Annotated in this window: 29 protein-coding genes and 2 pseudogenes; 19 read left to right on the top strand and 12 right to left on the bottom strand. The window is 46.6% G+C overall.

The features are described from left to right. Positions 1-47: 47 nt before the first annotated feature. The 4 genes from asnS to ACFO4L_RS04575 all read left to right on the top strand — a co-directional run bounded on the left by asnS (position 48) and on the right by ACFO4L_RS04575 (position 3,158). Positions 48-1,337 carry an asparagine--tRNA ligase gene (gene asnS, locus ACFO4L_RS04590; protein ID WP_377908497.1) on the top strand — a complete coding sequence of 430 codons (1,290 nt, stop codon included), beginning with the start codon at positions 48-50 and terminating at the stop codon, positions 1,335-1,337. A gap of 170 nt (positions 1,338-1,507) precedes the next feature. Next, the gene (locus tag ACFO4L_RS04585) at positions 1,508-2,215 is read left to right on the top strand and encodes a DnaD domain-containing protein (protein ID WP_377908496.1); all 708 of its coding nucleotides are present in this window, start codon (positions 1,508-1,510) and stop codon (positions 2,213-2,215) included. Then, positions 2,215-2,871 carry an endonuclease III gene (gene nth / locus ACFO4L_RS04580; protein WP_377908495.1) on the top strand — a complete coding sequence of 219 codons (657 nt, stop codon included), beginning with the start codon at positions 2,215-2,217 and terminating at the stop codon, positions 2,869-2,871. The genes ACFO4L_RS04585 and nth overlap by 1 nt, the downstream gene beginning before the upstream one ends. Before the next feature lie 56 nt (positions 2,872-2,927). Beyond that, positions 2,928-3,158 carry a YpoC family protein gene (locus ACFO4L_RS04575; RefSeq protein WP_377908494.1) on the top strand — a complete coding sequence of 77 codons (231 nt, stop codon included), beginning with the start codon at positions 2,928-2,930 and terminating at the stop codon, positions 3,156-3,158. A gap of 179 nt (positions 3,159-3,337) precedes the next feature. Here the strand turns inward: ACFO4L_RS04575 and ACFO4L_RS04570 are convergent, their stop codons facing one another. Together ACFO4L_RS04570 and recU are read right to left on the bottom strand one after the other, a co-directional pair. Beyond that, positions 3,338-6,112: a PBP1A family penicillin-binding protein gene (locus tag ACFO4L_RS04570; RefSeq protein WP_377908493.1), complete on the bottom strand. Its 2,775-nt coding sequence runs from the start codon at positions 6,110-6,112 to the stop codon at positions 3,338-3,340. A gap of 27 nt (positions 6,113-6,139) precedes the next feature. Beyond that, entirely contained in the window at positions 6,140-6,745 is a 606-nt protein-coding gene (gene recU / locus ACFO4L_RS04565) for a Holliday junction resolvase RecU (protein ID WP_377908492.1), read from the bottom strand. A 193-nt stretch (positions 6,746-6,938) separates the two neighbouring features. On the opposite strand from recU, the gene ACFO4L_RS04560 reads away from it, so the two are divergent. Then, positions 6,939-7,292 (top strand): YppE family protein, encoded by a 354-nt coding sequence (locus tag ACFO4L_RS04560; RefSeq protein WP_377908491.1) that lies wholly within the window; start codon positions 6,939-6,941, stop codon positions 7,290-7,292. Next, positions 7,289-7,738: a hypothetical protein gene (locus ACFO4L_RS04555; protein ID WP_377908490.1), complete on the top strand. Its 450-nt coding sequence runs from the start codon at positions 7,289-7,291 to the stop codon at positions 7,736-7,738. The genes ACFO4L_RS04560 and ACFO4L_RS04555 overlap by 4 nt, the downstream gene beginning before the upstream one ends. A gap of 997 nt (positions 7,739-8,735) precedes the next feature. Here the strand turns inward: ACFO4L_RS04555 and ACFO4L_RS04550 are convergent. Continuing rightward, positions 8,736-8,882, bottom strand: a complete 147-nt coding sequence (locus ACFO4L_RS04550; RefSeq protein ID WP_377908489.1) for a hypothetical protein — start codon at positions 8,880-8,882, stop codon at positions 8,736-8,738. A gap of 131 nt (positions 8,883-9,013) precedes the next feature. Next, positions 9,014-9,643, bottom strand: coding sequence for a cyclic di-AMP binding protein CbpA (cbpA, locus tag ACFO4L_RS04545; protein ID WP_377908488.1), 630 nt, complete (start codon positions 9,641-9,643; stop codon positions 9,014-9,016). Positions 9,644-9,842: 199 nt separating this feature from the next. Here cbpA and ACFO4L_RS04540 point away from each other — a divergent pair, with 199 nt between their 5' ends. The 5 genes from ACFO4L_RS04540 (at position 9,843) to ACFO4L_RS04520 (ending at position 12,028) form a co-directional block, all read left to right on the top strand. Next, positions 9,843-10,397, top strand: coding sequence for a cysteine hydrolase family protein (locus ACFO4L_RS04540; RefSeq protein WP_377908487.1), 555 nt, complete (start codon positions 9,843-9,845; stop codon positions 10,395-10,397). A gap of 47 nt (positions 10,398-10,444) precedes the next feature. Then, entirely contained in the window at positions 10,445-10,651 is a 207-nt protein-coding gene (locus ACFO4L_RS04535) for a hypothetical protein (protein ID WP_168008799.1), read from the top strand. A gap of 69 nt (positions 10,652-10,720) precedes the next feature. Beyond that, positions 10,721-11,353 (top strand): cyclase family protein, encoded by a 633-nt coding sequence (locus ACFO4L_RS04530; protein ID WP_377908486.1) that lies wholly within the window; start codon positions 10,721-10,723, stop codon positions 11,351-11,353. Beyond that, positions 11,346-11,618: a thioredoxin family protein gene (locus ACFO4L_RS04525; protein WP_377908485.1), complete on the top strand. Its 273-nt coding sequence runs from the start codon at positions 11,346-11,348 to the stop codon at positions 11,616-11,618. Before ACFO4L_RS04530 ends, ACFO4L_RS04525 begins: the two co-directional genes overlap by 8 nt. Beyond that, positions 11,618-12,028, top strand: a complete 411-nt coding sequence (locus ACFO4L_RS04520; protein ID WP_377908570.1) for a TlpA disulfide reductase family protein — start codon at positions 11,618-11,620, stop codon at positions 12,026-12,028. The genes ACFO4L_RS04525 and ACFO4L_RS04520 overlap by 1 nt, the downstream gene beginning before the upstream one ends. A gap of 31 nt (positions 12,029-12,059) precedes the next feature. On the opposite strand, the gene ACFO4L_RS04515 is transcribed toward ACFO4L_RS04520, so the two are convergent. After that, on the bottom strand, positions 12,060-12,791 hold the full coding sequence (locus ACFO4L_RS04515; protein WP_377908484.1) for a metallophosphoesterase family protein: 732 nt from the start codon (positions 12,789-12,791) through the stop codon (positions 12,060-12,062). A gap of 280 nt (positions 12,792-13,071) precedes the next feature. Here ACFO4L_RS04515 and ACFO4L_RS04510 point away from each other — a divergent pair, with 280 nt between their 5' ends. The 4 genes from ACFO4L_RS04510 to ACFO4L_RS04495 are packed head-to-tail and all read left to right on the top strand — an operon-like array spanning position 13,072 to position 16,433. Then, positions 13,072-14,205, top strand: a complete 1,134-nt coding sequence (locus tag ACFO4L_RS04510) for a conserved virulence factor C family protein (protein ID WP_377908483.1) — start codon at positions 13,072-13,074, stop codon at positions 14,203-14,205. Then, a complete protein-coding gene (locus ACFO4L_RS04505) occupies positions 14,202-14,411 on the top strand; it encodes a hypothetical protein (protein ID WP_377908482.1) in 210 nt (69 codons plus the stop codon). The genes ACFO4L_RS04510 and ACFO4L_RS04505 overlap by 4 nt, the downstream gene beginning before the upstream one ends. Further along, the gene (locus tag ACFO4L_RS04500) at positions 14,408-14,911 is read left to right on the top strand and encodes a PH domain-containing protein (RefSeq protein WP_377908480.1); all 504 of its coding nucleotides are present in this window, start codon (positions 14,408-14,410) and stop codon (positions 14,909-14,911) included. Before ACFO4L_RS04505 ends, ACFO4L_RS04500 begins: the two co-directional genes overlap by 4 nt. Then, a complete protein-coding gene (locus tag ACFO4L_RS04495) occupies positions 14,904-16,433 on the top strand; it encodes a PH domain-containing protein (RefSeq protein WP_377908479.1) in 1,530 nt (509 codons plus the stop codon). The genes ACFO4L_RS04500 and ACFO4L_RS04495 overlap by 8 nt, the downstream gene beginning before the upstream one ends. 202 nt (positions 16,434-16,635) lie before the next feature. Here ACFO4L_RS04495 and ACFO4L_RS17575 read toward each other — a convergent pair. The 3 genes and pseudogenes from ACFO4L_RS17575 to ACFO4L_RS04485 all read right to left on the bottom strand — a co-directional run. Beyond that, a pseudogene (locus tag ACFO4L_RS17575) lies at positions 16,636-16,866 on the bottom strand (hypothetical protein); the annotation flags it as partial. Between the two features lie 61 nt (positions 16,867-16,927). Then, positions 16,928-17,303, bottom strand: a pseudogene (locus ACFO4L_RS17570) (transposase); the annotation flags it as partial. 344 nt (positions 17,304-17,647) lie between these two features. Further along, complete coding sequence (locus ACFO4L_RS04485; RefSeq protein WP_377908478.1) at positions 17,648-18,610, bottom strand: DUF2777 family protein; 963 nt, start codon at positions 18,608-18,610, stop codon at positions 17,648-17,650. A gap of 366 nt (positions 18,611-18,976) precedes the next feature. Here ACFO4L_RS04485 and sigI point away from each other — a divergent pair, with 366 nt between their 5' ends. Further along, complete coding sequence (gene sigI / locus ACFO4L_RS04480) at positions 18,977-19,702, top strand: RNA polymerase sigma-I factor (protein ID WP_377908477.1); 726 nt, start codon at positions 18,977-18,979, stop codon at positions 19,700-19,702. A gap of 73 nt (positions 19,703-19,775) precedes the next feature. Here sigI and ACFO4L_RS04475 read toward each other — a convergent pair whose 3' ends face one another. Continuing rightward, the gene (locus tag ACFO4L_RS04475; RefSeq protein ID WP_377908476.1) at positions 19,776-20,747 is read right to left on the bottom strand and encodes a hypothetical protein; all 972 of its coding nucleotides are present in this window, start codon (positions 20,745-20,747) and stop codon (positions 19,776-19,778) included. 12 nt (positions 20,748-20,759) lie between these two features. Next, complete coding sequence (locus tag ACFO4L_RS04470) at positions 20,760-21,797, bottom strand: toxic anion resistance protein (protein WP_377908475.1); 1,038 nt, start codon at positions 21,795-21,797, stop codon at positions 20,760-20,762. 176 nt (positions 21,798-21,973) lie between these two features. Between ACFO4L_RS04470 and ACFO4L_RS04465 the strand changes: the two genes are divergently transcribed. The 3 genes from ACFO4L_RS04465 to tatC all read left to right on the top strand — a co-directional run bounded on the left by ACFO4L_RS04465 (position 21,974) and on the right by tatC (position 23,830). Then, positions 21,974-22,720 (top strand): NRDE family protein, encoded by a 747-nt coding sequence (locus ACFO4L_RS04465; RefSeq protein ID WP_377908474.1) that lies wholly within the window; start codon positions 21,974-21,976, stop codon positions 22,718-22,720. Positions 22,721-22,807: 87 nt separating this feature from the next. Next, a complete protein-coding gene (locus ACFO4L_RS04460) occupies positions 22,808-22,987 on the top strand; it encodes a twin-arginine translocase TatA/TatE family subunit (protein WP_377908473.1) in 180 nt (59 codons plus the stop codon). Positions 22,988-23,095: 108 nt separating this feature from the next. After that, positions 23,096-23,830, top strand: coding sequence for a twin-arginine translocase subunit TatC (gene tatC, locus ACFO4L_RS04455; RefSeq protein WP_377908472.1), 735 nt, complete (start codon positions 23,096-23,098; stop codon positions 23,828-23,830). Between the two features lie 649 nt (positions 23,831-24,479). Here tatC and ACFO4L_RS04450 read toward each other — a convergent pair. Together ACFO4L_RS04450 and ACFO4L_RS04445 are read right to left on the bottom strand one after the other, a co-directional pair. Continuing rightward, positions 24,480-25,157, bottom strand: a complete 678-nt coding sequence (locus tag ACFO4L_RS04450; protein WP_377908471.1) for a deoxynucleoside kinase — start codon at positions 25,155-25,157, stop codon at positions 24,480-24,482. Between the two features lie 26 nt (positions 25,158-25,183). Further along, positions 25,184-25,834 (bottom strand): deoxynucleoside kinase, encoded by a 651-nt coding sequence (locus tag ACFO4L_RS04445; protein ID WP_377908470.1) that lies wholly within the window; start codon positions 25,832-25,834, stop codon positions 25,184-25,186. Between the last annotated feature and the right edge of the window lie 89 nt (positions 25,835-25,923).

Below are 25,923 nucleotides of genomic sequence, written 5' to 3'. Positions count from 1 at the left end.
TAGGTTCTCTAGCAGACGAGAGGTAATTTTTGACGGAGGTTATCGTATTGAAAACGACTATTAAACAAATTGGACAGCACGAAAATGAATCAGTAACGCTAGGAGCGTGGCTTGCAAATAAGCGGTCAAGCGGTAAAATTGCTTTTCTTCAGCTGCGTGACGGCACCGGCTTTATCCAGGGTGTGCTTGTTAAAGCCGAGGTTGGCGAAGAAAAATTTAAGGTGGCGAAGGAGCTTTCTCAGGAATCTTCCCTCTACGTAACAGGCACGGTAAAAAAAGATGACCGCGCTCCTTCCGGTTACGAATTAGCAGTTACAGATATAGAGGTCATTCATGAAGCGTCTGAGTATCCGATTACACCGAAAGAACACGGCACTGAATTTTTAATGGATCACAGGCACCTGTGGCTCCGTTCAAAAAAACAGCATGCGATCATGCGGATTCGTAACGAAATTATTCGTGCCACTTACGAGTATTTTAACCAGGAAGGTTTTGTGAAGGTAGATCCGCCTATTTTAACAGCAAGCTCAGCAGAGGGGACTACGGAGCTGTTTCATACGAAATACTTCGATGAAGATGCGTACCTTTCCCAGAGCGGCCAGCTGTACATGGAAGCAGCAGCGATGGCGCTTGGCAAAGTGTTCTCGTTCGGCCCGACTTTCCGGGCAGAGAAATCTAAAACGAGAAGGCATTTAATTGAGTTCTGGATGATCGAGCCTGAAATGGCATTTATGGATCATGAAGAAAGTCTGCAGGTGCAGGAAACGTATGTAACCGCAATTGTTCAGGCGGTTCTGGCAAACTGCAAAGAAGAGCTTGCTGTATTAGAGCGAGATACGGCCGTCCTGGAAAAAATTCAGGCTCCTTTCCCGCGAATTTCTTACGATGATGCTATCGCATTTTTACAAAAAGAGGGCTACGAGATTTCATGGGGCGAAGATTTTGGAGCGCCTCACGAAACGGCTATCGCCGAAGCTTACGACAAACCGGTGTTTATCACAAACTATCCAAAAGACATTAAGGCATTTTACATGAAGCCGCATCCTGAACGCGACGATGTCGTTTTATGTGCAGACCTTATCGCACCAGAAGGGTATGGAGAAATTATCGGCGGCAGCCAGCGTATCGACGATGAAGCACTTCTGCAGCAGCGTTATGAGGAACACAGTCTTTCTGCAGATGCTTATCAGTGGTACATGGACTTGAGAAAGTATGGATCCGTTCCTCATTCCGGCTTTGGCTTAGGTCTTGAACGAACGGTAGCCTGGATTTCGGGCACGGAACATGTCAGGGAAACGATTCCATTCCCAAGACTTCTAAACAGGCTTTACCCGTAATGATGCGAAAAGCGGCGCTATCGTAACGACGAACCCGTGCCGTTCGATTTCATACCAAGAGCCGTCCAGCGCCTTATTCATGTGGACGGCTTCTTTTTATCGCCAGGTTCAGCGAGTCGTCGACTTTCAGGTGACAAGAGAATTTTCAAGAATACGAAAGGAAGATCGTCATGGATGAAAAGCTGCTGAATCTGCTTCAGGAAAAGCCATTTGTTTTGCCTGCACTTTTTTTTAAATCTTATAAACAACTCGGGTTAACGGATCAGGAATTTCTGCTGACCCTTCACATCCATCAGCTTTTAGAAGAAGGTATCAAGCTGCCTTCACCAGAAATGCTCTCTGACAGAATGAGTACTGATGAACATGACATATCCGCCATTTTGCGACAGCTTTTGCGAAAGGGCCTTCTCGAAATCAAGGAACAGCCTGGCAGCAGTGCATCGATGATCCAGGAGGAGATGACGCTGCAGCCTCTGTATCGAAAGATGGCCGAGCAAGCAGGGCAGCCAGCGGAATCAGAAAGCCGGAAGCAGTCGGAAATGGAAGAGGGCCGCTTATTTCAACGATTTGAAGAAGAATTTGGACGGCCGCTTTCTTCTATTGAGATGGAAATGATTTCGATGTGGCTTGATGAGGATAAGCATTCTTGCGAGTTAATTCAATCTGCTCTCAAAGAAGCGGTGATTTCTTCAAAGCTTAATTTTCGGTACATTGATCGTATTTTGTTTGAGTGGAAGCGTAAAGGCGTAAAAACGCCAGACCAGGTCAGAAGGATGTCGGAAGAAGTCCGGCATCAGCGAAAAGGAATACAGGCACCGCCGGTTAAAGCAGCCAGACCTCATCCCGGCTATAACTGGCTGGAAGGGGGGAACAGCTGATGCTGAATCGGACTCAAATCAGAGAAGTATTGGATACGATGGAAGCGATGTATCCGGATGCGGAATGTGAACTGACGCACTCTAATTCATTCGAATTGACGATCGCTGTTTTACTGTCTGCACAGGCAACGGATGCGCTCGTCAATAAAGTAACACCGGCGCTTTTTGATAAGTATAAATCGCCTGAGGATTATCTGGCGGTCCCGCTTGAAGAACTTGAACAGGATATTCGGCGGATCGGTCTTTTTCGAAGCAAAGCGAAAAACATTCAAAAGCTTTGCCGAAGCTTGATTGATGATTTTGACGGGGACATTCCCAAGGAACGGGATGAGTTGGTTAAGCTGGCCGGAGTGGGACGAAAAACGGCAAATGTGGTCACGTCTGTGGCATTCGGAAGACCTGCAATTGCTGTTGATACACACGTAGAGCGCGTCAGCAAACGACTCGGTTTATGCCGTTGGAAAGATTCCGTTTTGGAAGTGGAAAAGGCACTTATGAAAAAAATACCTGAAGCAGAATGGTCAGATACGCACCACCGTATGATTTTCTTCGGGAGATATCATTGCAAAGCGCAGAAGCCTGCTTGTCCGGAATGCCCGCTTCTCTATTTATGCAGGGAAGGCAAAAAGCGGGAGAAAAAAACCGCGGCAGGATGAACGACAAGCTGATACAGATGCACAAGGCCTTTTATGAAAACTGGGATGAGCCCTACATGCGCCAATCAGCAGATGTTGACGAAGTCAATCAAGCTGCAGCTGCCTTGCTGCAAATGCTCGAAACCGCAGCTGAAGAAAAAGCAGCGGCTTCCGTTTTTGATCAGCATGCCGCTCCTGTAAATGCTGCTGAGCGTTTCCAGTTTGTACAGGAAAAAGCCGGACATTTCACGGGGAGACTGGAAGTGTGCAAGCTGGCTCAGGAAATGAAGCATCGAATGAAGCGATAGGCCGAAGGACGACTTCACTAGACGAAAATATGTATAAAGGTAGTAAGAGTGCCCGCAGAGACTCGATCTCTGCGGGCACTCTTATTTGCTGCTGGAAAACGGTCCGAATATGCGGGGCAGATCTCTCCGACTGGCAGAGGGTCCCTGGGTTGAGACACCATATTCCCGGCCGCAAATGATTATTCGTCTTCAGACTCGGTACTATCTGGTTCGTTCGCTTCCTGACTGGAAACCTCTTCTTCATTACCGTCGCCAGGGTCTCCTTCACCTGGCGTATCTTCAGGAGGACCGTTATCGCTGTTACTGTTCTCAGCAGGAGTCTCTTCATTCGATTGAGGCTCTTCGTTTCCATTATTCGTTTCTGGTTCATTTTCTGTAGTGTTATTTTCGGGAGCTGCGTTATTATCGTTTCCTGCGCTGTTATTTTCTTCTACGCTCTCATCTGGAGCTTCGTTATTCTCATTCGTTTCATTATTTTCATTGCTGTCGTTTTCTTCGTTTGTTTCATTGTTCTCATTCATGTTGTTTTCGTTGTTATTTTCGTCGTTGTTTGCTTCATTATTTTCTTCCTCTTCCTCGTCCTCCTCTTCCGGTACAGTTACTTCTGCGGTGGCAGCATCTCCAGCCTCAGAGTCATCCTCATCGTCAACCGGCGTGATGCGGATGGTGTAGGTCTCACCTGGTGCCGGATTAGAGAAGGAGAAGGACGTATTCTTCGTCGTATCAACGGTGCTGAAATCGGATTCTGAGTCGGATACCTCAATACGGAAACTGAAAAACTCAAGTTCGTCTTCCGGGAAGCTCCAGCTCGCTTCAATCGTATTGCTGGATTCATTATAGGAGGCGGAAAGGCCGCTGATTCCTGAAGCTTCTTCCATTTCAAATTCTTCAGAAACACTGCCAGGCTCTGTGCCTCTGACGAAATATTCGCTGATGATTTCACTGTCAGGGGTAAAGCTGCTCGGCAGAAGACCGGTTGCGCGCTCAATATCCACCTCTACGACAGAATCAGGCTGGCGGAAACCGGCAGTTTCTCTGCCTTCATGGGCATAGTTCATCACTTCCTGAAATATATCCTGAGAAATGTGATGCTCATTGTTATTCCGGTCTATATAACCGTCGTTGGAGGATGGGTATCCAGTCCAGACAGATGCGGTCAGCTCTGTTGAATAACCGACAAACCACGCATCCGGTATCGCATTGGCACCTTCAGGAATACCGTAGCGTTCTCTGTCTCCTTCATCAAAGTTACTGGATCCCGTTTTTCCGGCTGCTTCAAAACCGTTCATCTGCAGGCGGGCGGCAGTGCCGTCCGTCATCACATCTTTCAGCATGTCAGATACCATGAATGCAGTGTAATCTTCCATTGCTTGAGTGCCTTCAGGAGCAAGATCGATGACCTGGCCGTCAGGAAATTCAACTGCACGCACTGTATGAGGATCATTATACGTGCCGCCGTTGCCGAATGCGCCATACGCGCCGGCCATTTCAAAGGAAGAAACTTCATTAGCACCGAGGGCATTTGATTCTACCATCGTTTCTACCGGAATTCCCAGTCCTTCGGCAAATGCCTCGGAAGAATCAAGTCCAACTTCATGCAGGGCTTTTACCGCAGGTACGTTTAAGGAGTCGCGGAGTGCTTCCCGCATCGTAACATCACCCCGGAATGTCCGGGTGAAGTTTCGAACCGGATCGCCGGTAGTGTATTCGTATTCTTCATCCTCAATAATCTGGCCGGTCGACCACTGCTCATGTTCAATGACAGGTCCATAGGCGAAGATCGGTTTACTTGTAGAACCGGCTTGTCTGGAAGGACTCGTTGCCCAGTTCCACATCCGCACACCTTCTGCCTGCTCGCGCATACCGCCAATTGCATGCACCTGACCGGTGTCAGTATCCATCAGCGTGACACCAGCCTGCATGAGTTCATCCGGGAATTGAACGAACTCGTCAGTCTGCATGACGCGCTCCACGTGTTCCTGCAGATCACGATCCAGGTTCGTGTAAATTTTCAAGCCGCCGGTATAAATGTCACTCGCTTCGATACCTTCAATTTCCTCGACCTCATCTAAAACCTGATCGATATAGGACTGGAATTGATTTGGCTCCCGTTCGGTGCGCTCAAGTTGTTCTTCAACTGGAATGCTTTTTGCTTCTGCAGCTTCTTCTTCAGTAATTTTGCCGTAATGTGCCATGCGGTCGAGCACGATATTACGGCGATTTTCTGCTAAGTCTGGATTGTTATAAGGATTATGTGCGTTCGGTCGCTGCGGAATACCAGCCAAAAGGGCAGCATCTTCAAGCTCCAGCTCATCAAGCTCTTTGTTGAAGTAATAGCTGGAAGCTTCTACAATGCCGTAGCGCCCGTCTGAAAAGTAAATCGCGTTCAAATACATCTCCAGTATTTGATCCTTCGTATAGCTTTGTTCGAGCTGAAGGGCAAGGTATTGTTCCTGCAGTTTTCTTGTAATTGTCTTATCAAAGTCAAAGAAAAGGTTCTTCACAACCTGCTGAGTGATGGTACTTGCACCCTCGCTGCCAAAACCGCTGCGGACGTTTGCGACAACTGCACCGCCAAGCCGCCTTACATCGATACCGAAGTGATCGTAAAAGCGAGCGTCTTCTATAGCGAGCACAGCATCAATCATTACAGGAGGAACTTCTTCGATGTCCGCGGAGCGCCGGTTTTCACCGGTTTCCAACGTCGTAATAATTTCATCATTCATGTCGAGAATTTCCGGATTCTGTGACAGCGTTAACTGCTCGTGGTCCAGTTCCGGTGCATCGCGGATTATCGCGAATGCGGTGATCCCGCCTGCGATTATCCCAACCATAATCAGAATGAGAAACACCATAAACACTTTTTTGAAAAAACCGCGGCCGGAAGTTTTCTTTTTAGGTTTCTCTGGACCGCGGGATTTTTTACGCTGACTTCGTGACAGATTTTCTGCCATATTGCATCTTCCTTTCTTCTATCAGCTCTAAAGGCTGAGCCATTCATCAACGGCCGACAAGTAATCCACGCTCGGCATGAATCCTTGGCTGACACGAAATCCTGATTCTTCAATCCAGGATTTCGGAATGGATTTTCGTTTTTCTTCATTGTTTGTCCATGCGATAAAGACAGCGGCTGGAATGAGATAAATTTCTTCATGAACAGTGAAATGTACAAGCACAAATGCTTTCCCGCCATGATCTACCACGGCTTTCATATGATGGAGCTGGTGCTCGTGAAAGTTTTTCAACGGAAAGCTCTGCTTATTACGGGTTTCCTTCGCTTCAAAATCGAGATGAAACCCTTTATAAACGCCGTTAAAATCGGTGGTTGAAGGTTTTTGGAAATAAGCTTCTGTCACAACTGCAGCACTCCGCTTTGGATAATGCACGTTCACAATTTGAAGCGGGGTAGGCTTTTTATGAATCACTGCAAGTCCCCTGGACAGATAAAACTCATTAGATTCTTCAATGCGCTCTTCAAACCGCATCCCTCGGTTGCTGAAACTGCTGTCCTTCTTATAGTCGCTTTTTTTAGCGGTCGGGATACGCTTCGGCTGAAATTTTTTACCGTTTGGATATCGGATGGCCATAAATAGACGCCTCCTGAATGGCTTATCGTCATACGAAACTCATGAGCCTGCTAAAACAGGCATCGATATATGATATCAGATTTTAGACGCACGCGCTACGTGCCTGTGGCGGGTGACCAGCTTCTTCTGTTACAATCATACCGGGGTGAGCAGCATGAATGAATTCGAATTGTTACTTAAGAGAACAGATATAGTGAAGGACTGGAATCGTCAGGCAGAAGAACACTTTCAAACGTACCGGATAGGCGGAGCAACTGCAGATTTTTATGATGACGTGAAGCCGTTCGTTGAGCAAGTAATGCAGGATTTAGAGAACTGGATGCCAGATGCATTGAAATTTTTGGAGATGGCGAAGCCGGCATATGTGCACGCCCAGCAAATTGACCAGCTTGCTGAAAATGTAGAGATGGTAGCTGTTACGTGCTTTCAGCAGGATACCAAAAAGAAGCGGTTCAGAGAGCAGGTTAAATCAATCGATTATACGCTGGAAATGGTGAAACAGGCCGTAGTGGAATATCAACAGAAGAAAGAAGGGGAGCAAACGTGAAAAGCTGGGTGATGGCGCTGTTTACCAGTTTACTGCTGATCCTCTTATCGGGATGCGGAGAAGAGGGAACGTGGGAAGCGGCCGACCGCGACACGGAAGATCAAGAAACCGAGTTCGTCATAGAATATATGGAAGCTTGGGAAGAAAGCTTGGAACGCCAAAGTTTTTCTTATATGGAGCCGTACTTTATCTTAAACACGCACGGTTATCATACAGAAAGACGGCAGCATCAGCAGCTGTCAGCATCTCGAACGATTGAACGAGTCGATGAAATCCGTGAGATTCAGGCGGAAGAGAATGAATTTGGAGAAGAGCGGATTGCGGTGACCGGAGTGTTTGTTTCAGACAGAGGCGGCGAAGAAGAACGCCGTGAAGGAACACGCTATTATTACCTTCAATTGCAAAATGATGAATTTAAAATTGATGCAATAGGGCGGGAACAATAGCAGCTGTCGCGCCGTGAAACAGATGATGAAAAACCGTGTATTCTTTTTGAAGAATACACGGTTTTCAGAGTGTTGATAAAGTCATTTCAGGTGAATGACTTTGCATCTGCCTGCATCTGCGGACCCTCGCTTTCCGGAGGGAACGGCCTCAGCTAACCGCTTCTTCCTTTCGTCCGCCGGATCTTCGCCTCGTTCTGATCCTCTCGGAGTCGGGTTTCCTCCGATTTAGCAGCTGGCTGTCCGGTTAAAACCCTGGTGAAGATTCACACGAGCTTGTTCCATCTAGAGGGAACCTTTCGTTAGGCAGCGCTTCGATGTCGAATCGGGATGAACGTCAACGTACCCACCAAAAAAAGCTGCAGCGTCCAGCGATTGGAACGTTTTTCGCCATCAAACAAATCCATTTCTCCTTTGTGTCCGGCGTGCCCGTGGAATTAGCGCAGCCTGAAGATCCTTTCTCAGAGGTTTATCCTGAGAAATAGCTGAAGGCAAGCCCACGGCAGGCTCGGTAAACAGAGGGGAAAGTCAATCAATCGAATAACCATGTAAACAAATTGACTTTATCAACAGCCTGAAAACCGTGTATTCTATTTAAAGAATACACGGTTTTTCGGGTTGATCACTAAAGGATACAAAGACATACGGTTGTTCGTTTATGTTCCATGCTGTTTATTCAGCTTGTTAAGTGTACGCGTGAAAAGGTGCGGATTAAGCACTAGGCATGTTTCCGAGCGACTGAACATGTTCCCGATTGAGCGCCGTAGTTGCGCACAATCATTCCATTTGTCTTCGTCATGCCTAATCTTTCATAAAATCCGGTCAGATCATCATCACAGCATAAATCGATCAGATACAGTTGACTGCATTCTTTCAACATTCTCGAAACGAGCTTTTTTCCAATTCCTTGACCTTAATATTGCGGAAGAACTTCAACCAGTGGAATATAAGCAGTGAGAACGCCGTCACTGACTGCCGTAATAAAGCCTGCAGCCTGTTGCTAAGTCTCATCATACGCTATGAAAGCCTTCCAGCTGTCCTGCAAAATCCGCCAATGCGTTTTTGTATCAGGCGCCTCAGGCCAACCGGCAAAGAAGCCGTGAAGCATGTCAGCAGTAATGTCGTCTGGCGATGTTTTATCTATCATCTGATCGACTCCTTTTTTAGCAGTCTTAAAAAGGGAGATCAGACTCAATAACATAGCAGCATGTAAGCTCCTTCATTCTGATCATAAGGTTGCAGGCAGCTTCCGCTTGGAAAGAAAAGTGGAAGCTGCTGCTACATTTCTTCTACGTCAAATACGCGGTATCCATTGCTTTCGAGATCCTGCAGGAGGCTGTCCAGCTTTTCCCGGCCGGTGCTTGCCGGAAGTGTGACAATGACACGTCTGAAGAAGGTACTGTCAGTATCCAGTGTCATCAGACTGTGAATAGAACTGTATTTTTTAACAGTTGTCATAATTCCGCTCAGGGCACCCTGATATTCATGCGTGGAGACCGTAAATGTTAAATTACCGGACTCGATGCCCCATGAGTCTTCCAAAATCGACATCACGTTGCCGTGCGTCAAAATACCGGTAAACACGTTCTCCTGATCTGTCACGGCAATATAAGGGTATCTTCTAATATTTTTAAAGATCCTGAAAAAAGAAGCAGATTCCTGCAGGTGAACATCCCGATCTGCCAAAAGTGTTTCCAGCGGTGCCTGCTTGTCGATTTCACCGTACAGCAAAGCTTTATAAACATCCTGGGCGTACACATTGCCTTTAAAATGTTTGTCGTCATCCGAGAGAACGGGTACACAACGAAATCCGCTTTTCTCCAGCACATCCAGCGCCTGACCGACAGAATAAGACTCTTTACAGGTGATCACGTCGTCCTTAGGTATAATGTTATATTTGATTTTCAATGCTCATTCACCCTTTCTGGTATAATAGAATAAAGACTATGGGTGTTTCATGAAATGATGGCAGGGTATGCCAGCTGGTTCTATTATACCAGAGTACATGAGCTGTCTGCACAAGTCTTTACAGCTGTTGGCGAGCATCATTGAAGATAAACCCGATTTCTTAATGAGGAAAGCCGGTATCTAGGGAGGCGGTTTTACAATGAAAGAAGCATTGATACTTGTTGACTATACAAATGATTTTGTTGCAGAGGATGGCCGTTTAACATGTGGAGAACGAGGTCGCAGCATTGAGGAGGCCATTACCAATCTGGCAAGATCGTTTATTGACTCCGGAACTTATACCGTTTTTGCAGTAGACGCTCATGAAGAAGGCGATCCGTTTCACCCGGAGGCAAATCTCTTTCCGCCTCATAATATTTTAGGTACGAAAGGCCGTAATTTGTACGGAATACTTGGAGACTATGTGGAGAATCTCGACGGGGGTTATTACTGGATGAATAAAACTCGTTACAGTGCATTCGCGGGAACAGACTTAGAATTGAAGCTCCGCGAGCGCGGGATCACGACGCTGCACCTTGCCGGAGTGTGTACCGACATTTGTATTCTCCACACTGCGGTAGATGCATTTAATAAAGGCTTTCATATTGTCGTGCATGCAAATGCTGTGGAGAGCTTTAATCCGACTGGGCATCAGTGGGCGCTCGAACATTTTAAGCAAACGCTCGGTGCGGAAGTAAGAGGGGAATCTTCGTGATTGCATCCTCCGGATAACGGGTAAACCGGCTATGAGGAGGGATAAAAATGGAATTACAATCTGCAAGAAAACAGCTTGAAGAAGTAGCACATCTCTGCCAGGAGCTTAAAAACTCGTACATGCGGCTTGATGACAATCTCAAACAGGAATTTAAGATCGGGTACGGGCTTGACCTTGATGTCGATGAGCTTGCACGCGTCTTATTTGACTGGTCAGAAATTCAGCATGACAGGCATCACGGGAAAAATCAATAGAGCTGCAAACACAGGCTGCTGACTTCCCTGAGGGAGCGCAGCCTGTGTGTTTGTCGAAAGGAGATACATATGAATAAATGGATGGATATATCAAGAGAGCTGCACGAGGGCATGAACGTCTGGCCTGGAGATGCGCCTTTTCATAAAAGCGGTACAATGTCTATGGAAAAAGGAGACAGCGTAAACGTCTCAAAGATAAGCATGAGCGTCCATACTGGAACGCACGCCGATGCTCCCTATCATTACAGTCGGGAAGGCAGCGGGATCAGCGAAATCGATATCAATCGATTCTCTGGTCCGGCACTTGTCGTTGGCACAGACGAATGGCCTGTTCTGACGATAAATGCTTTTCAGAAGCAGCTTCCTGCAGGTGTTCGGCATGTGTTATTTAAAACTGCTGCAAAGCCGGGAAGCTATGAATCCTTTCCAGCGATGGATCCTGCTTTAATTCACGCATTGGGTGAGCAGGGAGTTCAACTGATCGGAACGAATGCCCCGTCGGTAGATCCGTTGGAAAGCAAAGATCTTCCGGCTCATCATGCCTGTCTGGAAGAGGATATCCTCATTCTTGAAGGGTTGAATCTGCACATCGAGCCAGGCTTATATGAGCTTGTCGCTTTCCCTTTAAAATTACACGGAGCAGACGGTTCCCCTGTCAGAGCGGCACTTCGGAAACGGGAGGGAAGCAGTCGGTATGACTGAGTTTACCTACTTTTATACGCCAGTCTGCGGAACATGTAAACTTGCGGAGAGGTTTGTTGACATTGCAGAACAGCTTCCCGGAACCGAAAAAGTAAGCCGGTTGGACATTAACGAACATCCAGATCTGGCCCAGAAATGGCAAATCACAAGTGTCCCTTGTTTAATGAAAGTAATCGATGGACAACCGGAGGATCGTATGTATGCGTTTCGCGACGTCCCTCGTGTTGTTCAATTTATACAAAAGTCAAAGGGGGAGCACTCTTGATGGAAACAATCTCTATCCGCAGGCTGGTTAGTGAAGAAACGGTAGTGCTTTCAAACTTCGATCAACCAGTTATTCTGACCTTCTGGACGACCTGGTGTCCTGAGAGTCAGACTGATTTGCAGCTGAAGCAGGCACTTTACCGATCAGCCGATCCAAATAAGCTTGATATGTATACCGTTCACGTACCTGGCAGAGAAGCAGCTGGTGCGGACCCGGCTGCTTTTTATGAGAAAGCAGGTCTATCCATCCCTGCTTTGCAGGATGATGGAAGAGCGTTATATGACCGCTTGAATTTAAACGGGGTACCTTCTACAGTATTTATTAGCAGGCAGGGAGAGGTAACGCATGTTCTGGGAGATCAGGCATCGCCGGAGGAGATCTGGAGAGCGTTAGCGGAGACCGCCGGTTAACCACCGGCGAGTCCGCTGCCTAAACAGAAAATTATACAGGACGGGAACCGTTCTCATAAATATAGCGCAGCAGCGGAACCGCCTCAGCCGGGTATCCGGTGTCAGACAAGTCCTGAACGGCGCGATCTATGTCATACGGAACGCGGCGAAATTGTACGTGGACATCGTCATCACGGTCTAAAAGCACATAGGACGCTTCCGGCGACCCGTCAAACGGTAATCCAACACTGCCCGTATTAATAATAGATTTTCCGTTTATTCTTCGGTAGTGAGGATCGTGAATATGCCCGTATGCATAATAATCAGCACGAGGATTTGCGGAACCGAATGCCTGAAACGCTTCGTCTTCAGCATGTTTTGGAATGACGGTAAATAAGCTTTCAGGAGTTGCATGTACCGCATAAAGCTGTCGTTTATTGCTCAAGGGCAGCTCAAGCGATGAAGGCAGATGGTGCAGGTAGGCCCGCTGATCCTCTGACAGGTGTCCTGCAGTGAAAGTTTGTTCTGCACGCATTAACTCTATCGCTTCTGCCGGTACTTCACCAGCGTGAATGCCGCGGACTGCCCATTCGTCCGCATTTCCTTTAATGACGTAATCACAGTGAGTACGTACTTTTTCGAGGCATTCAGAAGGCTTCGGACCGCGGTAGGAAATATCCCCAAGCATAACAATAGCAGATACTCGATTTGACTGAATATCTTCCAGCACAGCATCCAGGGCTGCTTCATTACCATGTACGTCTGAAAGTAATGCTGTTCTCATTCTGTCACTTCCTTTAAAATGGAATTTAACGGGAATGCCGCTTTTTCCTATTTTAACAGATCATGCGCATGAAAACAGATAAGAGGGGAGTCTTTTGAGCTGTTCGACTGCGGTATGATAGGATAAAGAAGAACGACCAGTTTAGGCAGTGGCAAGGCCGGAACGCACGCCGCTATCTTTGTGAGTATCCAGGCTGCGTATAATGAGACAACGTTCCTCTGCTATGGAGCGGATCTATGTCGGAATGTTGACGAAAATAGATGAAGGAGTTTGATAGTCAATGAAAATTCGATCTGTAGAACCAACACCAAGTCCGAATACAATGAAATTTACATTGAGTGAATCGCTTCCTCAAGGAAGTGCGAATAACTATAAACAGGGTGATACGAAAGAGGCACCTGAGTTTGTCACCTCTCTGCTCGCAATTGATGGCATTAAAAGCGTCTACCATGTTTCCGACTTTATCGCTGTTGATCGTCATCCAAAAGCAGACTGGAAGGAAATACTTCCACAAGTCCGGGAAGTATTTGGTCAGGAATCAGAAGAAGAAGCAGTAGCTGCAGGTGATGACCATTTCGGGGAAGTGACGATAGAAGTACAAGTTTTTAAAGAAATTCCAATGCAGGTTAAAGCAGCAGACGGGGAGGGCGAGGCCCGGGAAGCGCTGCCAGCCCGTTTTGCTGAAGCTGCTGGCAAAGCTGCACTGCCCGAGGATAACATTGTCATGATGCGTTCATGGGAGCAGCAAAAGCCCCGGTACGGTGACCGGGAAGAAGCTGCTAAAGCAGTAGCGGAGGAGCTGGAAGCCGCTTATTCACAGGAACGACTGGACCGCCTTGTCCAAAAAGCGCTGAACCCGGAATCGTTCAAGGCTGACCGGGAATGGGTTACAGTCACGGCAGAAATGCTGGACCATGAAGATTGGAGACAGCGTTTTGCATGGCTTGAACAGATGGATCCGCAGATGAAAGATTTAGACGTACTCGAAAAAGCACTCCAGGATGAAAAGTCGTCAATCCGTAGACTTGCAGCTGTTTATATCAGTATGCTGGAAGATGAATCGGTGATTCCTGTGCTTGAGAGAGCAATGGAAGACAAATCTGTTACTGTGAGACGAACTGCAGCGGACGGGTTTTCGGATATCGGCAGTCAGGCAGGTATTCCTGCTATGATTAGGGCACTGGAAGATAAAAGCAGACTAGTGCGCTGGCGAGCCGCTATGTTTCTTTACGAACTTGGCGACGACAGCGCAGCCGAACCGTTGAAACGTGCGACGGAAGATCCGGAATTTGAAGTAGCGCTTCAAGCTAAAATAGCGCTCGCACGGATTGAAAAAGGTGAAGAAGCGAAAGGATCTGTATGGAAGCAGATGGCTGACGCGTTTGATAATGGAGCTGAGGAGGGGAACCGATGACAAAAGACGAACTAGTTCAAACATTGGAACGGGAAGGCATGACGGAGGCACTCGAGCTGATTGAGGATGCTGAAAAAGGAAGATTGACAGCATTGGAGTTAGCGCCTTCTTTAGGGTTGCTGCGAAACGATGAATGGAACGAGGCGCTGTTAAACGTGCTCCAAAGCGAAGGAGTCGAAATTATATACGTGGATGAAGAAAATTGAGTACGGCAGCATCCAGCGAGTTGAGGCCGCTTCCGGATCAGCCTCTCGCTGGAAAGACGCTTCGTGTCTGGAAGATAGGTGCTGCAGCAGAATCTCTGTTCTTGTTTTTACTCCCTGCCGGGTACTGGGGAGCTACCTTCATTTGGGAGCTGCCAATGTGGCCGCTGTATGTGATCGCAAGTTTTTTCGTGCTGCTTGCCGTGTTAAATATATTCGTTATCCAGACGTTAAAATGGAGGCGCTGGCGCTATAAGGTTTATGAGAATGAGGTTGAACTGATGAGAGGGGTCTTTATCGTAGAGCGGGTTATTATTCCAATGATTCGTGTCCAGCACGTTGATACCCGGCAAGGGCCTATTTTGCGCCACTATAAATTGGCGAGCGTCACCGTTTCAACAGCAGCGACTATTCACGAAATACCAGGCTTGGAAATGGAAAAAGCAGATGAGCTGAGAGACCGGATTGCCAGACTGGCCAGGGAGGCTGACCCGGATGAGTAGCTGGAAGCGTCAGCACCCTGCAGCTATTTTCGTTTCTTTTTTAGGCAGTTTAAAACAACTGGTGATCACGCTCATCATTCTATTTGTTTTCGGTCAGTCCGCCCAGGGACTTCCCGCGCCTGTGCTGGCAGGGATATTTGGTGTCATATTGCTTTTTGCATTAGCCGGGGGTTTCGTGTCATGGTGGAAATTTGAATACATGCTGCTTCCTGATGAGCTTCAGGTAAAGCAAGGACTGATCGTTAAACGAAACCGGTTTATTCGCCGGGAGCGAGTGCAAAGTATTGATATTAACGCAGGTCCGATTCAACGGATTTTCGGGCTGGTGGAAGTGAAAATAGAGACGGCGGGAGGCGGCAGCGAGCCCGAATTCCGACTCATTGCGCTGAGACGCTCCGAAGCTGAAGAAATTCGCGGTGAATTGTTAAAGAAGAAGCAGAGCCGGAGCTTTGCCGGCGAAATCAGTGCAGGGATGGATGAAGCGTTATCGGAGGGGTGGAGCGACACGAAGACTGCTCCGGACTTTAACTGGAAGCTGTCGCCAGGCATGCTGCTTATTGCAGCGATTACATCGAGCGGTGTCGGAATAGCGGCGACTTTTGCTGCAGCGGTCATTTCACAGGTTCCCCAGTTTTTACCGGACTGGATTATTAATATTGCAGTTGGCTGGATTATTCAGTCGAGTATCGTTTACATCGGTGGATTTATTGTAACCGTGCTGCTGGTAGCTTGGGTGTTTACCATCATTTCTACCGTGCTGAAATACGGTTTTTTCACCGTTTCCAAGCAGGGGAAAGATATCTATATATCTCGTGGGGTCATTGAGACCAGGCAGCTTACGATTCATGCCGATCGTGTGCATGCCGTGCGTATTGTAACGAATCTTCTTCGGCAGCCGTTGGGATTTTGTGCAGTTTATGTGGAGAGCGCAGGCGGCGGGACAAAGGATGAGGATTTATCGACTATTTTGCTCCCGCTTTGCCGGAGAAAAGAAGCTGTTAAGCTGCTTCAGGAAATAGTACCGGAGTATGCGTTTGTGCCGGAATATGAAGGTCTTCCTAAAGAAAGCATGCGCAGATATATGATAAGACTGGCAGTGCCGGCTATGCTGGCAGCCGGGGCGGCGACTTACCTGATCCCTTATGGCTATATTGCCTTTCTGCTCCCGGTAGCAGCGGGACTTATTGGCTATTTGCAGTACAAAGCCGCTGGAATCTCTTCCGAAAAAGACTATTTATTTATCCGCTCCAGAAGCATTTCCCTTATGGAAGTGTTTTTACCGAGACGACGAATTCAGGATTTGGAGTACAGCCAAAATCCGCTGCAGCGACTCGATAATCTTCATACCGTTCACGTATCTGTGCTTACGACTATAGTCGGAAAAACATTTTCGCTAAAGCACGTTTCTGATACTCAGCGGGAAATATATATGAGATGGTTTTCGTATGAGGAGAGAGAAAAAGGAGGCGGATTCGAGATCGAGCATGAAGCCTCTGACCAGCACCAGGGCATTTCGCCGTAATCATACGAAGCCAGACAGATTTATGTAAGGGGGCTGGGACAAAATACTTCTCCAGCACGTAAAAAACGCTTTCGATGACCCAGGCGGGTCGTCGAAAGCGTTTTATTTGGGAGAAGCAATAACGAATCTGTCTCATGGCCGTGAACTTTCTCATGTTCACGGCCATGAGCGCGAATTTTAGTTCTTGTTTTCCCTTGGCTTTGCCACTCACCGACATCCTGGTGAAACGCAAATTCGCCTTCAGAAATCCAAAAACGGCTTCCATGTCGGTTTTGCGCCGACCATAGATAGCTCCAGTTTTCTTTTCCGAAAGCAGTTGGCGGATATGTGCTTGTTGCGTTTCCCATCTTTCATTGTAATAAATCTTTTTGATTCGTCCCTTCCTTCGCTCTGGAGCAATCGACGAGGAAAAGACAACTTGTACAATCTTCACGTCGACTTGGTAATCACGTCCTGGTAATAGTTTTGAACAGATTTTTTCACATAATCCTGATTTTCGTTGCGTTCGCTTCGATCTTCGTCCCGTCGATGAAAATCGCTTCGTTAATATCCGGGTGAACACGGAATCGATTCAGGCTTCGATAAGTCGGCGTATATCCTTGGGCGAGCCACATTATACGAATGCTATCATGCAGCATGACCTCTATTTTCTGTCCGGAAAACGGACTGCGTATACGCACAAAGAATGACTTTCATCATCATTTTCGGGTGATACGAAGGGCGTCCATTGCGTGTATAACATGCATCAAAGGCTTTTTCCGGTATAGGTTCAATGAGCTCATTTACCGCAAAGGCCACATCATGTTTTGGTAATGGAGAGGATAAATCCATCGGCAGAACGAGCTGATCCATGTTAAACTCTTTAAACATAAGGATACCTCCGGTTTTGTTATGACTTGGTCGTTCTAACTTAACCTGAAGGTATCCTTTTTTTTTCGGGAAATCAAGACCGTACGATCTTGATCATGGGTTGATCGTGAAAAGACAAGAGACGCCTGCGGGAAAAGCAAGGACTGAAGGTCCACCGCCGCTGTTTTTGCGGCGGTTAGCTGAAGCCTTGCCCGCGGTAAGCGATTGGCATTGGAAGGATCAACCCTCTCATACAGAAAGCCCCCACCAAAAATGGTAAGGGCTTCTGTTGATGCTGGTTTTGTCCCAGCCTTTTTTTAGACCGTGCATATAGAAAACAGTGGAAGCGTCTAAAAATGAGATTTCTACGCCGGTGCATGCGATGAATATACAGAGATCGAGCGTCTGCCGTCATCAGACGTAATTTCAAATCGATCGAATACCTCATCAGCACGGTCATCGTGAAGCTTTCTGCGATAATGATGCTGGACCATAAACTGCGTCGTATGTTCTTGAAAACTTATAAAATTAACCCCGTTCAAATCGCTTTCGCCGGGATTCTCCAGCATTTGTACGAGCAGTGAATTGTGACAGTAAATACAATCATCATGCGATAAACCTGCCTGTTTTAACATATGAACGAGCGTTTTCTCTGAGGCTTCATCCAATTCGCGAAGCAGCATTTGATAAGGATCGAACTGATCTTTGGCGAGACGGAGCTCAGTCCCTTCCGAAGCTTGAAGGATGTCTTCGTCATGCGTTCGAAATGACCTTCTGCCAGCATAAACCGCCCGTACCCACTCCTGACCTTTTTTTACTTCAAATTCGAAGGGACAGCCTTCGAGCAGCATTTCTTCCCCTCTCCGCTGATCCACAAGGTACATTTTCTTTGCCTTATACCGAAGAACATAATAAATGTACTCTTGTTCCTCAAGCACGTCCTCTCGACGCCACTGCTTTAATTCCCGTTGAACGCTGTTCATCCACTGTTCAGCTTCCATAGACTGTTCTCTTGCTTCATCCCACATTTTTTTTAGAGCACTGCTGTATGAATCGCTGTATGATTGGTCAAAGGTTTCTCCAACAGGTGCGATCATACGGCCCGGGACTTCTGCTTTCTCATTCTTCTCGTATACAAGAGGGCGCAGGGACGCTCCCTGTTCATCCAGTACAGGCGCTTCCAAAACACCTAGCACTTCAATGTGACCAGTCCACGGCTTTTTAGGCAGTGCAGCAACGTCATGAAGACGAGCTGCGTATTTACCGCCGGGACCGTGATCGACGCTTACAATTTTACCAATGTGTCGTGTTGCTTCCATCCGGTTCATGATAATCCCTCATTCAAAATAAAATACGTTCAAGTTAGTATCTGATTATCCGAAAAAATACGTTTGCAAAACTAGTGTATCACGCCGCAGCACCTGCGACAAACAGAGTGATTGAATCATATAGACCAGGCACATTCGTGCATAAAATGTAACTAAATGGATGTTTTGTTACAAAACAAACGTGCTCAGGCTCTTATTTACGAATCTGGAACTGCTGTGTCACATTCGTGTAAATTCCTATCATCGAAATGTAAATCATATATAGGTTAAATGTCACCTGTACCATCGCGCAGGAGCCTGTAACATGAAAGATGCCCCAGATGAAAAGGCGGGGGAAGTTATTCTATTTGATAATGAGGTGTCATCATGCTAAAGAGCCTTACCGAAGCAAGTCCGACCTCGCTGCATCAATCGATCATCAGCGTACAGGCGGGCAACATAGAGGAAGAAAATGAATGTATTACGAATTATTATCCGTTTATCCGTAAAACTGTTTCAGGTGTTTGTAAACGATTTATTCACCCCGGAACCGATGAGGAATTCAGTATAGGACTGCTTGCTTTCAGAGAAGCGCTGCATCAGTTTGAACCTAATAAGGGGACCTCGTTCCTTGCATTTGCGAGGCTCGTCATTAAACGACGCATTATTGATTATATCAGAAGAGAGCAAAGACGCGTTCAAGCTGTGTCACTGGACTACCGTGATGAACAGAAAGAGTCGCTTGAGAATGCGGCTGAAGTAATTGTTTCACTTAACCGCTATCGTCAAAAGATTGAAAATGAGGCACGGAAGGAAGAGCTGCTTATGCTTGAAGAAAAGCTGGCACTGTTTCATGTTTCTCTAAGCGAGGTAGCGGAACAGCGTCCGCTTCACTGCGACGCCCGTCAAAATATGGTGCGAGTGGCAAAACGGATTTATGAGCATAAAGCAGTTTTAAACAAAATTTATACAAAAAAGCGGCTGCCAATGAATCAACTCATGGAAATTGTCGATATGAGCCGAAAAACAATTGAACGAAACCGAAAATACATTTTGGCGCTGGTTATCGTTATGACAGAGGGGTATCAGCACCTGTATGAATACGTCAAGTAACGTTGCTTTCATTTATAATTGTTGCATATGAAAACCGCCGCAGGAATGATGGAAGCTTGCGGCGGCGGCATTGTTAATCTTTCAACTGGCGCTGGTGTTTTTTCATTAGAGACGACGTTCCTTCGTCAGGCAGCTGATCTTTACTGTAGCGCAGATCGTTAAGCTGCAGCAGGTGGTTCATTCTGTCCACCCGGGTCCGTTGTAAATCGTCGGCTATACCAGAAATAAACGCGTGCATATTTGATAAAGATTGTTCTACGCGTGGAAGCAGCTCCTGCCGCTGTTCTGCAGTTAAAGATTCATACGTATGCACGAGATTAGGCATATCGTGATGAATCATCCGTTTTATTTGATGCTTTTCTTCAATATTTAGAAGCTGATATTCTTCTTCTGCACGTGACATGGCTTCATAAACAGCCGTCACTTGTCCAGCGAACGGCATGGATTTGGACAAATTATGAAGATCATTCAGCGCTGCAGTAAGCAGCTTTGCTTCCTGATCTGGAGCTGGAACAGGCGAAGACGCCTCCAGTGATGCGCTGGCTGAAGCAGGCAGTGCATCCAGCTGATGCCCGCTTACCGAGGTGTCCAGACGATGCAGGTGATAAAAAACAGATTGAAACGTCGAATGCCGTCTGACGCTTCTCACTATGGTACGTCCGTTTTTTTGATAGTAGATGGTGGAGTCCAGCACTTTTCCCATACCATGCTCTTGACGAACATGAGCACGATGAATAGTAATAAATACTCGTTTTTTGATCGTGGACGCAGACTTATGCGTATCCAGCATCTCTACATGTATCTTTTTAGGCTTTATTTTTATCTTGTACGTAAAGCCCTGAATACTCCGCTTAAACGTTTTGTTCAGTCTCGGAAGCTCAGAAAGGGCAGCGAGATCTGAAATAAATTCTTCTGCTTCATAGACAAATTCCTTCGTCTGCACGTTCTCCAGAGCAGGCTCCTGCAGCGGCTTCATATAGTTAGGCAGAAACGGAAGAAGCCAGTTCTGCTCGAGCAGTTTGTCTTTCCAGTTCAGCGCTGCCAATTGAGATCCCTCCTATTCGAGCAGTTTACGTTCCATCTGCTGATTTAAATCATCCATTTCAGAGATGAACTTTCTGCTGGATTCAATGATTCTTGTGTTGGACTGTTCAGTCATTTCGATGGCGGCATATACGTCTTCATATGCTTTCTTGAACGTCTCCAAAGCGATCGCCGGCTCTTCCAGCGTCTTGAGCGTCTGCTCTGTATTGGATTTTAGAAGCTCAGCATTTGATAGCAGCATTTGTTCTGTTGACCGGTTCACATTCTGTACAGCATCGATCACCTGACGCTGATTGCTTAGTGCGAGCTGAATTGATGCGGTAACCGTAATGATGTTTTTCGTCATTGTAATGGAATTAAAAATCGCTTCTTCCAGCTTGTCGTTGTTTTCGACTATAATATCGACAGAAGCAAGTGACTGCTGCAGAACGAGTACGGCTTGCTGCATGTTTTTAACACGTGACAGCACTTTCTGCTGTCCTTTTTGCACCGGGGTCGGGTCGTCCTGCCATTCCGGTTTCTGCAGTTCTTCATCGAGCATTCCATTTAACTGCTTACCAACCTCAATTTGCTCATTCAGCCCTATAATCCGTTCCCTGGCAACATCCTTTAACTGATGAAGCATAACGGTATCTTCCTGAAGCTTGTCTTTACCGTGCAGCAGCGCTTCGATAATGGTATTAACCTCTGACTCAATCGACTGATATTTTTGAGCATAGCGCTCCAGGGGACTTCGCCGTACCATTTTTGCTAGAAACTGCTTCAGCTTTCCCTGCTGCAAATAATCAGGCTCTAATTCCGCAACGACTTCTTTCAGCTTTGAAAGTTGCCCTGGAAGATTATGGTTTGGATCGTTCATCATATCGCTTACGGGACGCTTTAAAGCCTCCAGAGATTCCCCTGCTTTTTCCTGCTCCTTCACACCAAGTGATCCAATAGAATTCAAAATTTCATCAATGTCTTTCTTATTACGCAGTTTATCTGCATAGCCCTCTGTCTCCGGCTGAAGGCTGTCATTCCCGTTCGTTTGGTTCTGCTCTTGTTCTGCCATGCGATCCCTCCGCTCATAAAGTGGGTATTCTTGCTATTTCATACGGATAAGCTGATAATTGGTTTCAGTTACTATTATACTCTTCCCATTATACAGAGACAATGAAACAGCGGCACTGGTCTGCAGTCTTAGTATGTCTCAGCCTCTGGCAGGGGAGTATAATGTATGAACGGAGGGTGAGAGCATTGTGTATCATCGGAGTTATGTATGAAGCGCACCCGGATTACCGGCTGGTGCTAGCTGCAAACCGGGATGAATTCAAGAGCAGGCCAACTGCGAGACCATTCTTTCGTGAAAGCGGCATGCTTGCCGGTAAAGATAAACTGCAAGGTGGAACGTGGCTCGGTATTAATCGGGAGGGACGTTTTGCGGCGGTGACAAATATAAGGCGAGGCGACCCCGTCCCGAAGCCTGCATTTTCCAGAGGAAAACTGGTTCCGGCCTGGGTAAATAACGAGAATTTTAATGACTACCTGGCCAAACGATATGAGGCGGATGGATTTAATCTTCTTTACGGTACAACCGACACACTCCATTATGTTAACAATAAAGAGCATTTCCCGCGTCTGCTTGAGCCGGGGATATACAGTCTTTCAAATGCAGATTTATATACAAGCTGGCCGAAAACGGAGCAGCTTCGGCATGATCTTATCGAAGCGAAAACACAACGAGAAGAATCGCTAATCAACTATTTATTCAGCGTACTCGCGAGAAGGGACCCCTTTCCGGACGAGCTTCTGCCGGATACGGGCGTTGGAGTGGAACTGGAGCGTCAATTATCGTCTGCATTTATCGACATGCCGGAATACGGTACACGCTGTTCAACCGTCGTACTCATAGACCGTGAAGGCAGCTGCCAGTTTGTTGAGCGAAGCACTTCAGGAGAGCCGGAAATCCGCCACGAGTTTGTCATAAAACCATAGCTTCGGGAGCTGGCAGAACATACCGGGATGTGTTATGATATGCCCAGTTACATTTATGATGTCCTTCAGGATTGAGGAGGGGTAATAATGCTGAGCGGTATTGGAATTCCAGGCTTGATTTTGATTTTAGTGATAGCCTTGGTTATTTTTGGACCAAAGAAACTGCCTGAGATCGGCAAAGCGATGGGGCAGACGTTGAAAGAATTCCGCAATTCCACAAAAGATCTGACGCAGGATGATGATGAGGCAGAGCGGAAGAAGCAGTAAGGATTATAAAATGGATGCCTGCTTGAGTCCAGTGCTCGAGCAGGCTTTCTTTTGCAACGGCATTTACGCTGAACCTAATTTTTAAAGCGACCGGAAGGAAAGATTGTCATGCCTCAACAAGAAATGGACATTGTCGGCCATCTGGATGAGCTGCGTAAACGGCTAATTATGATCATTGCCGTTTTTTTCATCAGCTTTGTGACCGCCTTTGTATTCGTACAGGATATTTACAATTGGCTCACGCAGGATTTGGATATGGCGCTTGCCGTACTCGGTCCACTTGACATTATTTTAATTTATTTCAGCATTGCTGCTGTTGCGGCATTAACGGTTACCGTACCATATATTATTTTTCAAATTTGGCTTTTTGTAAAGCCGGGATTGACGCCGGAAGAGCAAAAGGCTTCCATCACATATATTCCAGCCTCTCTTTTCCTGTTTGCAGGAGGATTAGCGTTTGGCTATTTTGTTGTCCTGCCGATTGTACTCAACTTCTTGTTGACACTTGGAGCGGGTACGTTTGAAACAATGTTTACAGCAGACCGGTATTTCCAGTTTGTGCTGCGAATGACGGTGCCCTTTAGTGTCCTGTTTGAAATGCCTCTCGTTGTCATGTTTTTAACGTCGATAGGCGCAATAACGCCGGCGGGAATGCATCGCAATCGGAAGTACGCCTATTTTGTCATCGTGATTGTGAGCGTTCTTGTATCGCCGCCGGACTTCTTGTCTGATGTGCTTGTCATCATTCCGCTCATCTTTTTATATGAAGTAAGCATCAGTTTGTCAAAGTTTGTTTATAAGAAACGCCTCAAGCGGCTGAGCATGGAAGAGGAAGCTGGCTGACGAATGACATGCGCCCCCCTGCTGGGCTTCGCTTGCCTTCAGCTGATTCTCAGGGTGACTCCTGTATGAATAAAAAAAGGCACGTTAGAATGGCGCGGCTTTACTTGGACACAGGCTTCTCAAAAGAAGCCTTCAAGCGCCGGTCCGGCTCCGCACTTTGGAGTAAAACATCACGACAAGCAGAGAGGAGTGCGCTTCTGCTTGCAAGGGCAATGCATCGAAGTGGCCTCCTTTTTTGTCATCGAAATGTCGGATAAGGCAGGTTTCATCCGTCTTTAACCAGATCTTGACTCGTATCATCAGGCACTTGAATCGCACTGCCAGGTTCCGAATTCGGAAGACCTCGTTTCAAAACGAAGCGAAGATCCGGCGGACAGCAGGAGGGAGACCTGTGCCCGGCTCTTCCGAAAAGCTAGTGTCGCAGATACAGGCAGATGCAAGGTTACTTATCTAAAAATTATCTCATTAATACAATGAAAAGTACCGCTCGCAATTAAGCGATGCGGTACTTTCGTCTGTGAACGGATTTAGTATTCGAGTGAATCAATTGGGCATAAGTCTTTGGAATGATGGAAACTTGGTGTGATCCAGTGCCAGACCATTGATTTTCACGTCAATGAACAAGGGGCGGTGAAGCACTAAAAAGAGATTAGGATCCTTTCAGCAGCAGGTGTTTTCCGGCTGGAGCAGATTGGAGCTCTTCAAGTGCCGTTATAATCTCTTTAACGGAGGCAGGATCGCTGCAGTCATAGGAATCAATGTCCAAATGAAGAACCGGGCATTCTGTAAAGGATTCGATCCACGTTTCATACCTTGTATAAAGATCCTCCCAAAAGGTTACCGGTGTATCAATTTCCATCTGCCGGCCTCTGCTTTCAATCCGGCGCATGATGCTTTCGAAAGAGCCGTTGATGTAGATGAGTACGTCCGGCTTGGGAAAATAAGGGTTCATCACCATTGCTTCAAAAAGTGACTGGTACGTATTAAAATCACGATCTGACATATTGCCTTGATCATATTGAAGCTTTGCGAAAATCCCAACGTCCTCATAAATGCTTCGATCTTGAACATACCCGAGACCTTCTTCATGCATCGCCTTTTGCTGCTTGAATCGTTCTGCAAGAAAATACATTTGCAGATGAAATGACCATTTCTTGAAGTCAGCATAGTAATCTTCCAAATACGGATTCCCGTCTACTTTTTCAAATGCAGGGGTAAACTGCAGCGCTTCAGCAAGCGTTCTGGTTAACGTGGATTTACCGGCACCGACTGTTCCGGCGAGCGTGATTAGGGAACGGCTGCTGAGCTGGTGAGGGATAGGGTTCATTATGTAACATCCTTTACATTCAGTATTTAAAATAATGCCTGCTTTTTTTGCACCGCTTCATCAACCAAGCCGAGAATTCGTTTAAAGTCATGAGGTCTTGAAACGAAATCAAGCGTGTCTCCTTCCAATGTGATCACTGGTATTTCCGGATAAACGCGCTGATGGTCGCGCATAAACTGATCATAATCTGCTGAAAGCTGTTCGAGGTAGGAAGGATCCATCGCCTGTTCCATTGCTCTGCCGCGTTTTTCGATGCGCGCAAGCAGCGTATCCAGACTGGCCCGAATATACACAATGACGTTAGGTCTCGGAAGGTCATCTGTTAAAATGTGAAAGATACGTTCGTATTTTTCCAAGTGATCATCACGAAGCGTCTGTCTGGCAAACAAGTGATTTTTGAAAATGTGATAGTCGCTGACAACGGGATAGCCTCGAACAAGCTTTTCTGAATACAGCTCTTCTAACTGCTTGAACCGGTTGCAAAGAAAAAACATTTCTGTCTGGAAGCTCCATTCTTCAATATCATCATAAAACTTCGACAGAAATGGATTTTCGTCTACAATCTCCTGTAGAAGATGATAGTCATAATGGCGGCTGAGCATCGTCGCGAGTGATGTTTTTCCGGCGCCGATAGGTCCCTCAACAGAAATGAAGGGAGCGTTGTATTGTTTGGTCATAACCATCCTCCTTTTACGGCAGATTTCATTTTATCATATCAGACGTCTGAGGCGTACATTCTATATGGAGTTTCTCTGTAAGCATATGA

It is taken from the genome of Bacillus daqingensis (assembly GCF_042654445.1).
Taxonomy (GTDB): Bacteria; Bacillota; Bacilli; order Bacillales; family Salisediminibacteriaceae; genus Alkalicoccus; species Alkalicoccus luteus.
This window is presented reverse-complemented; position numbering and strand designations above follow the sequence as displayed.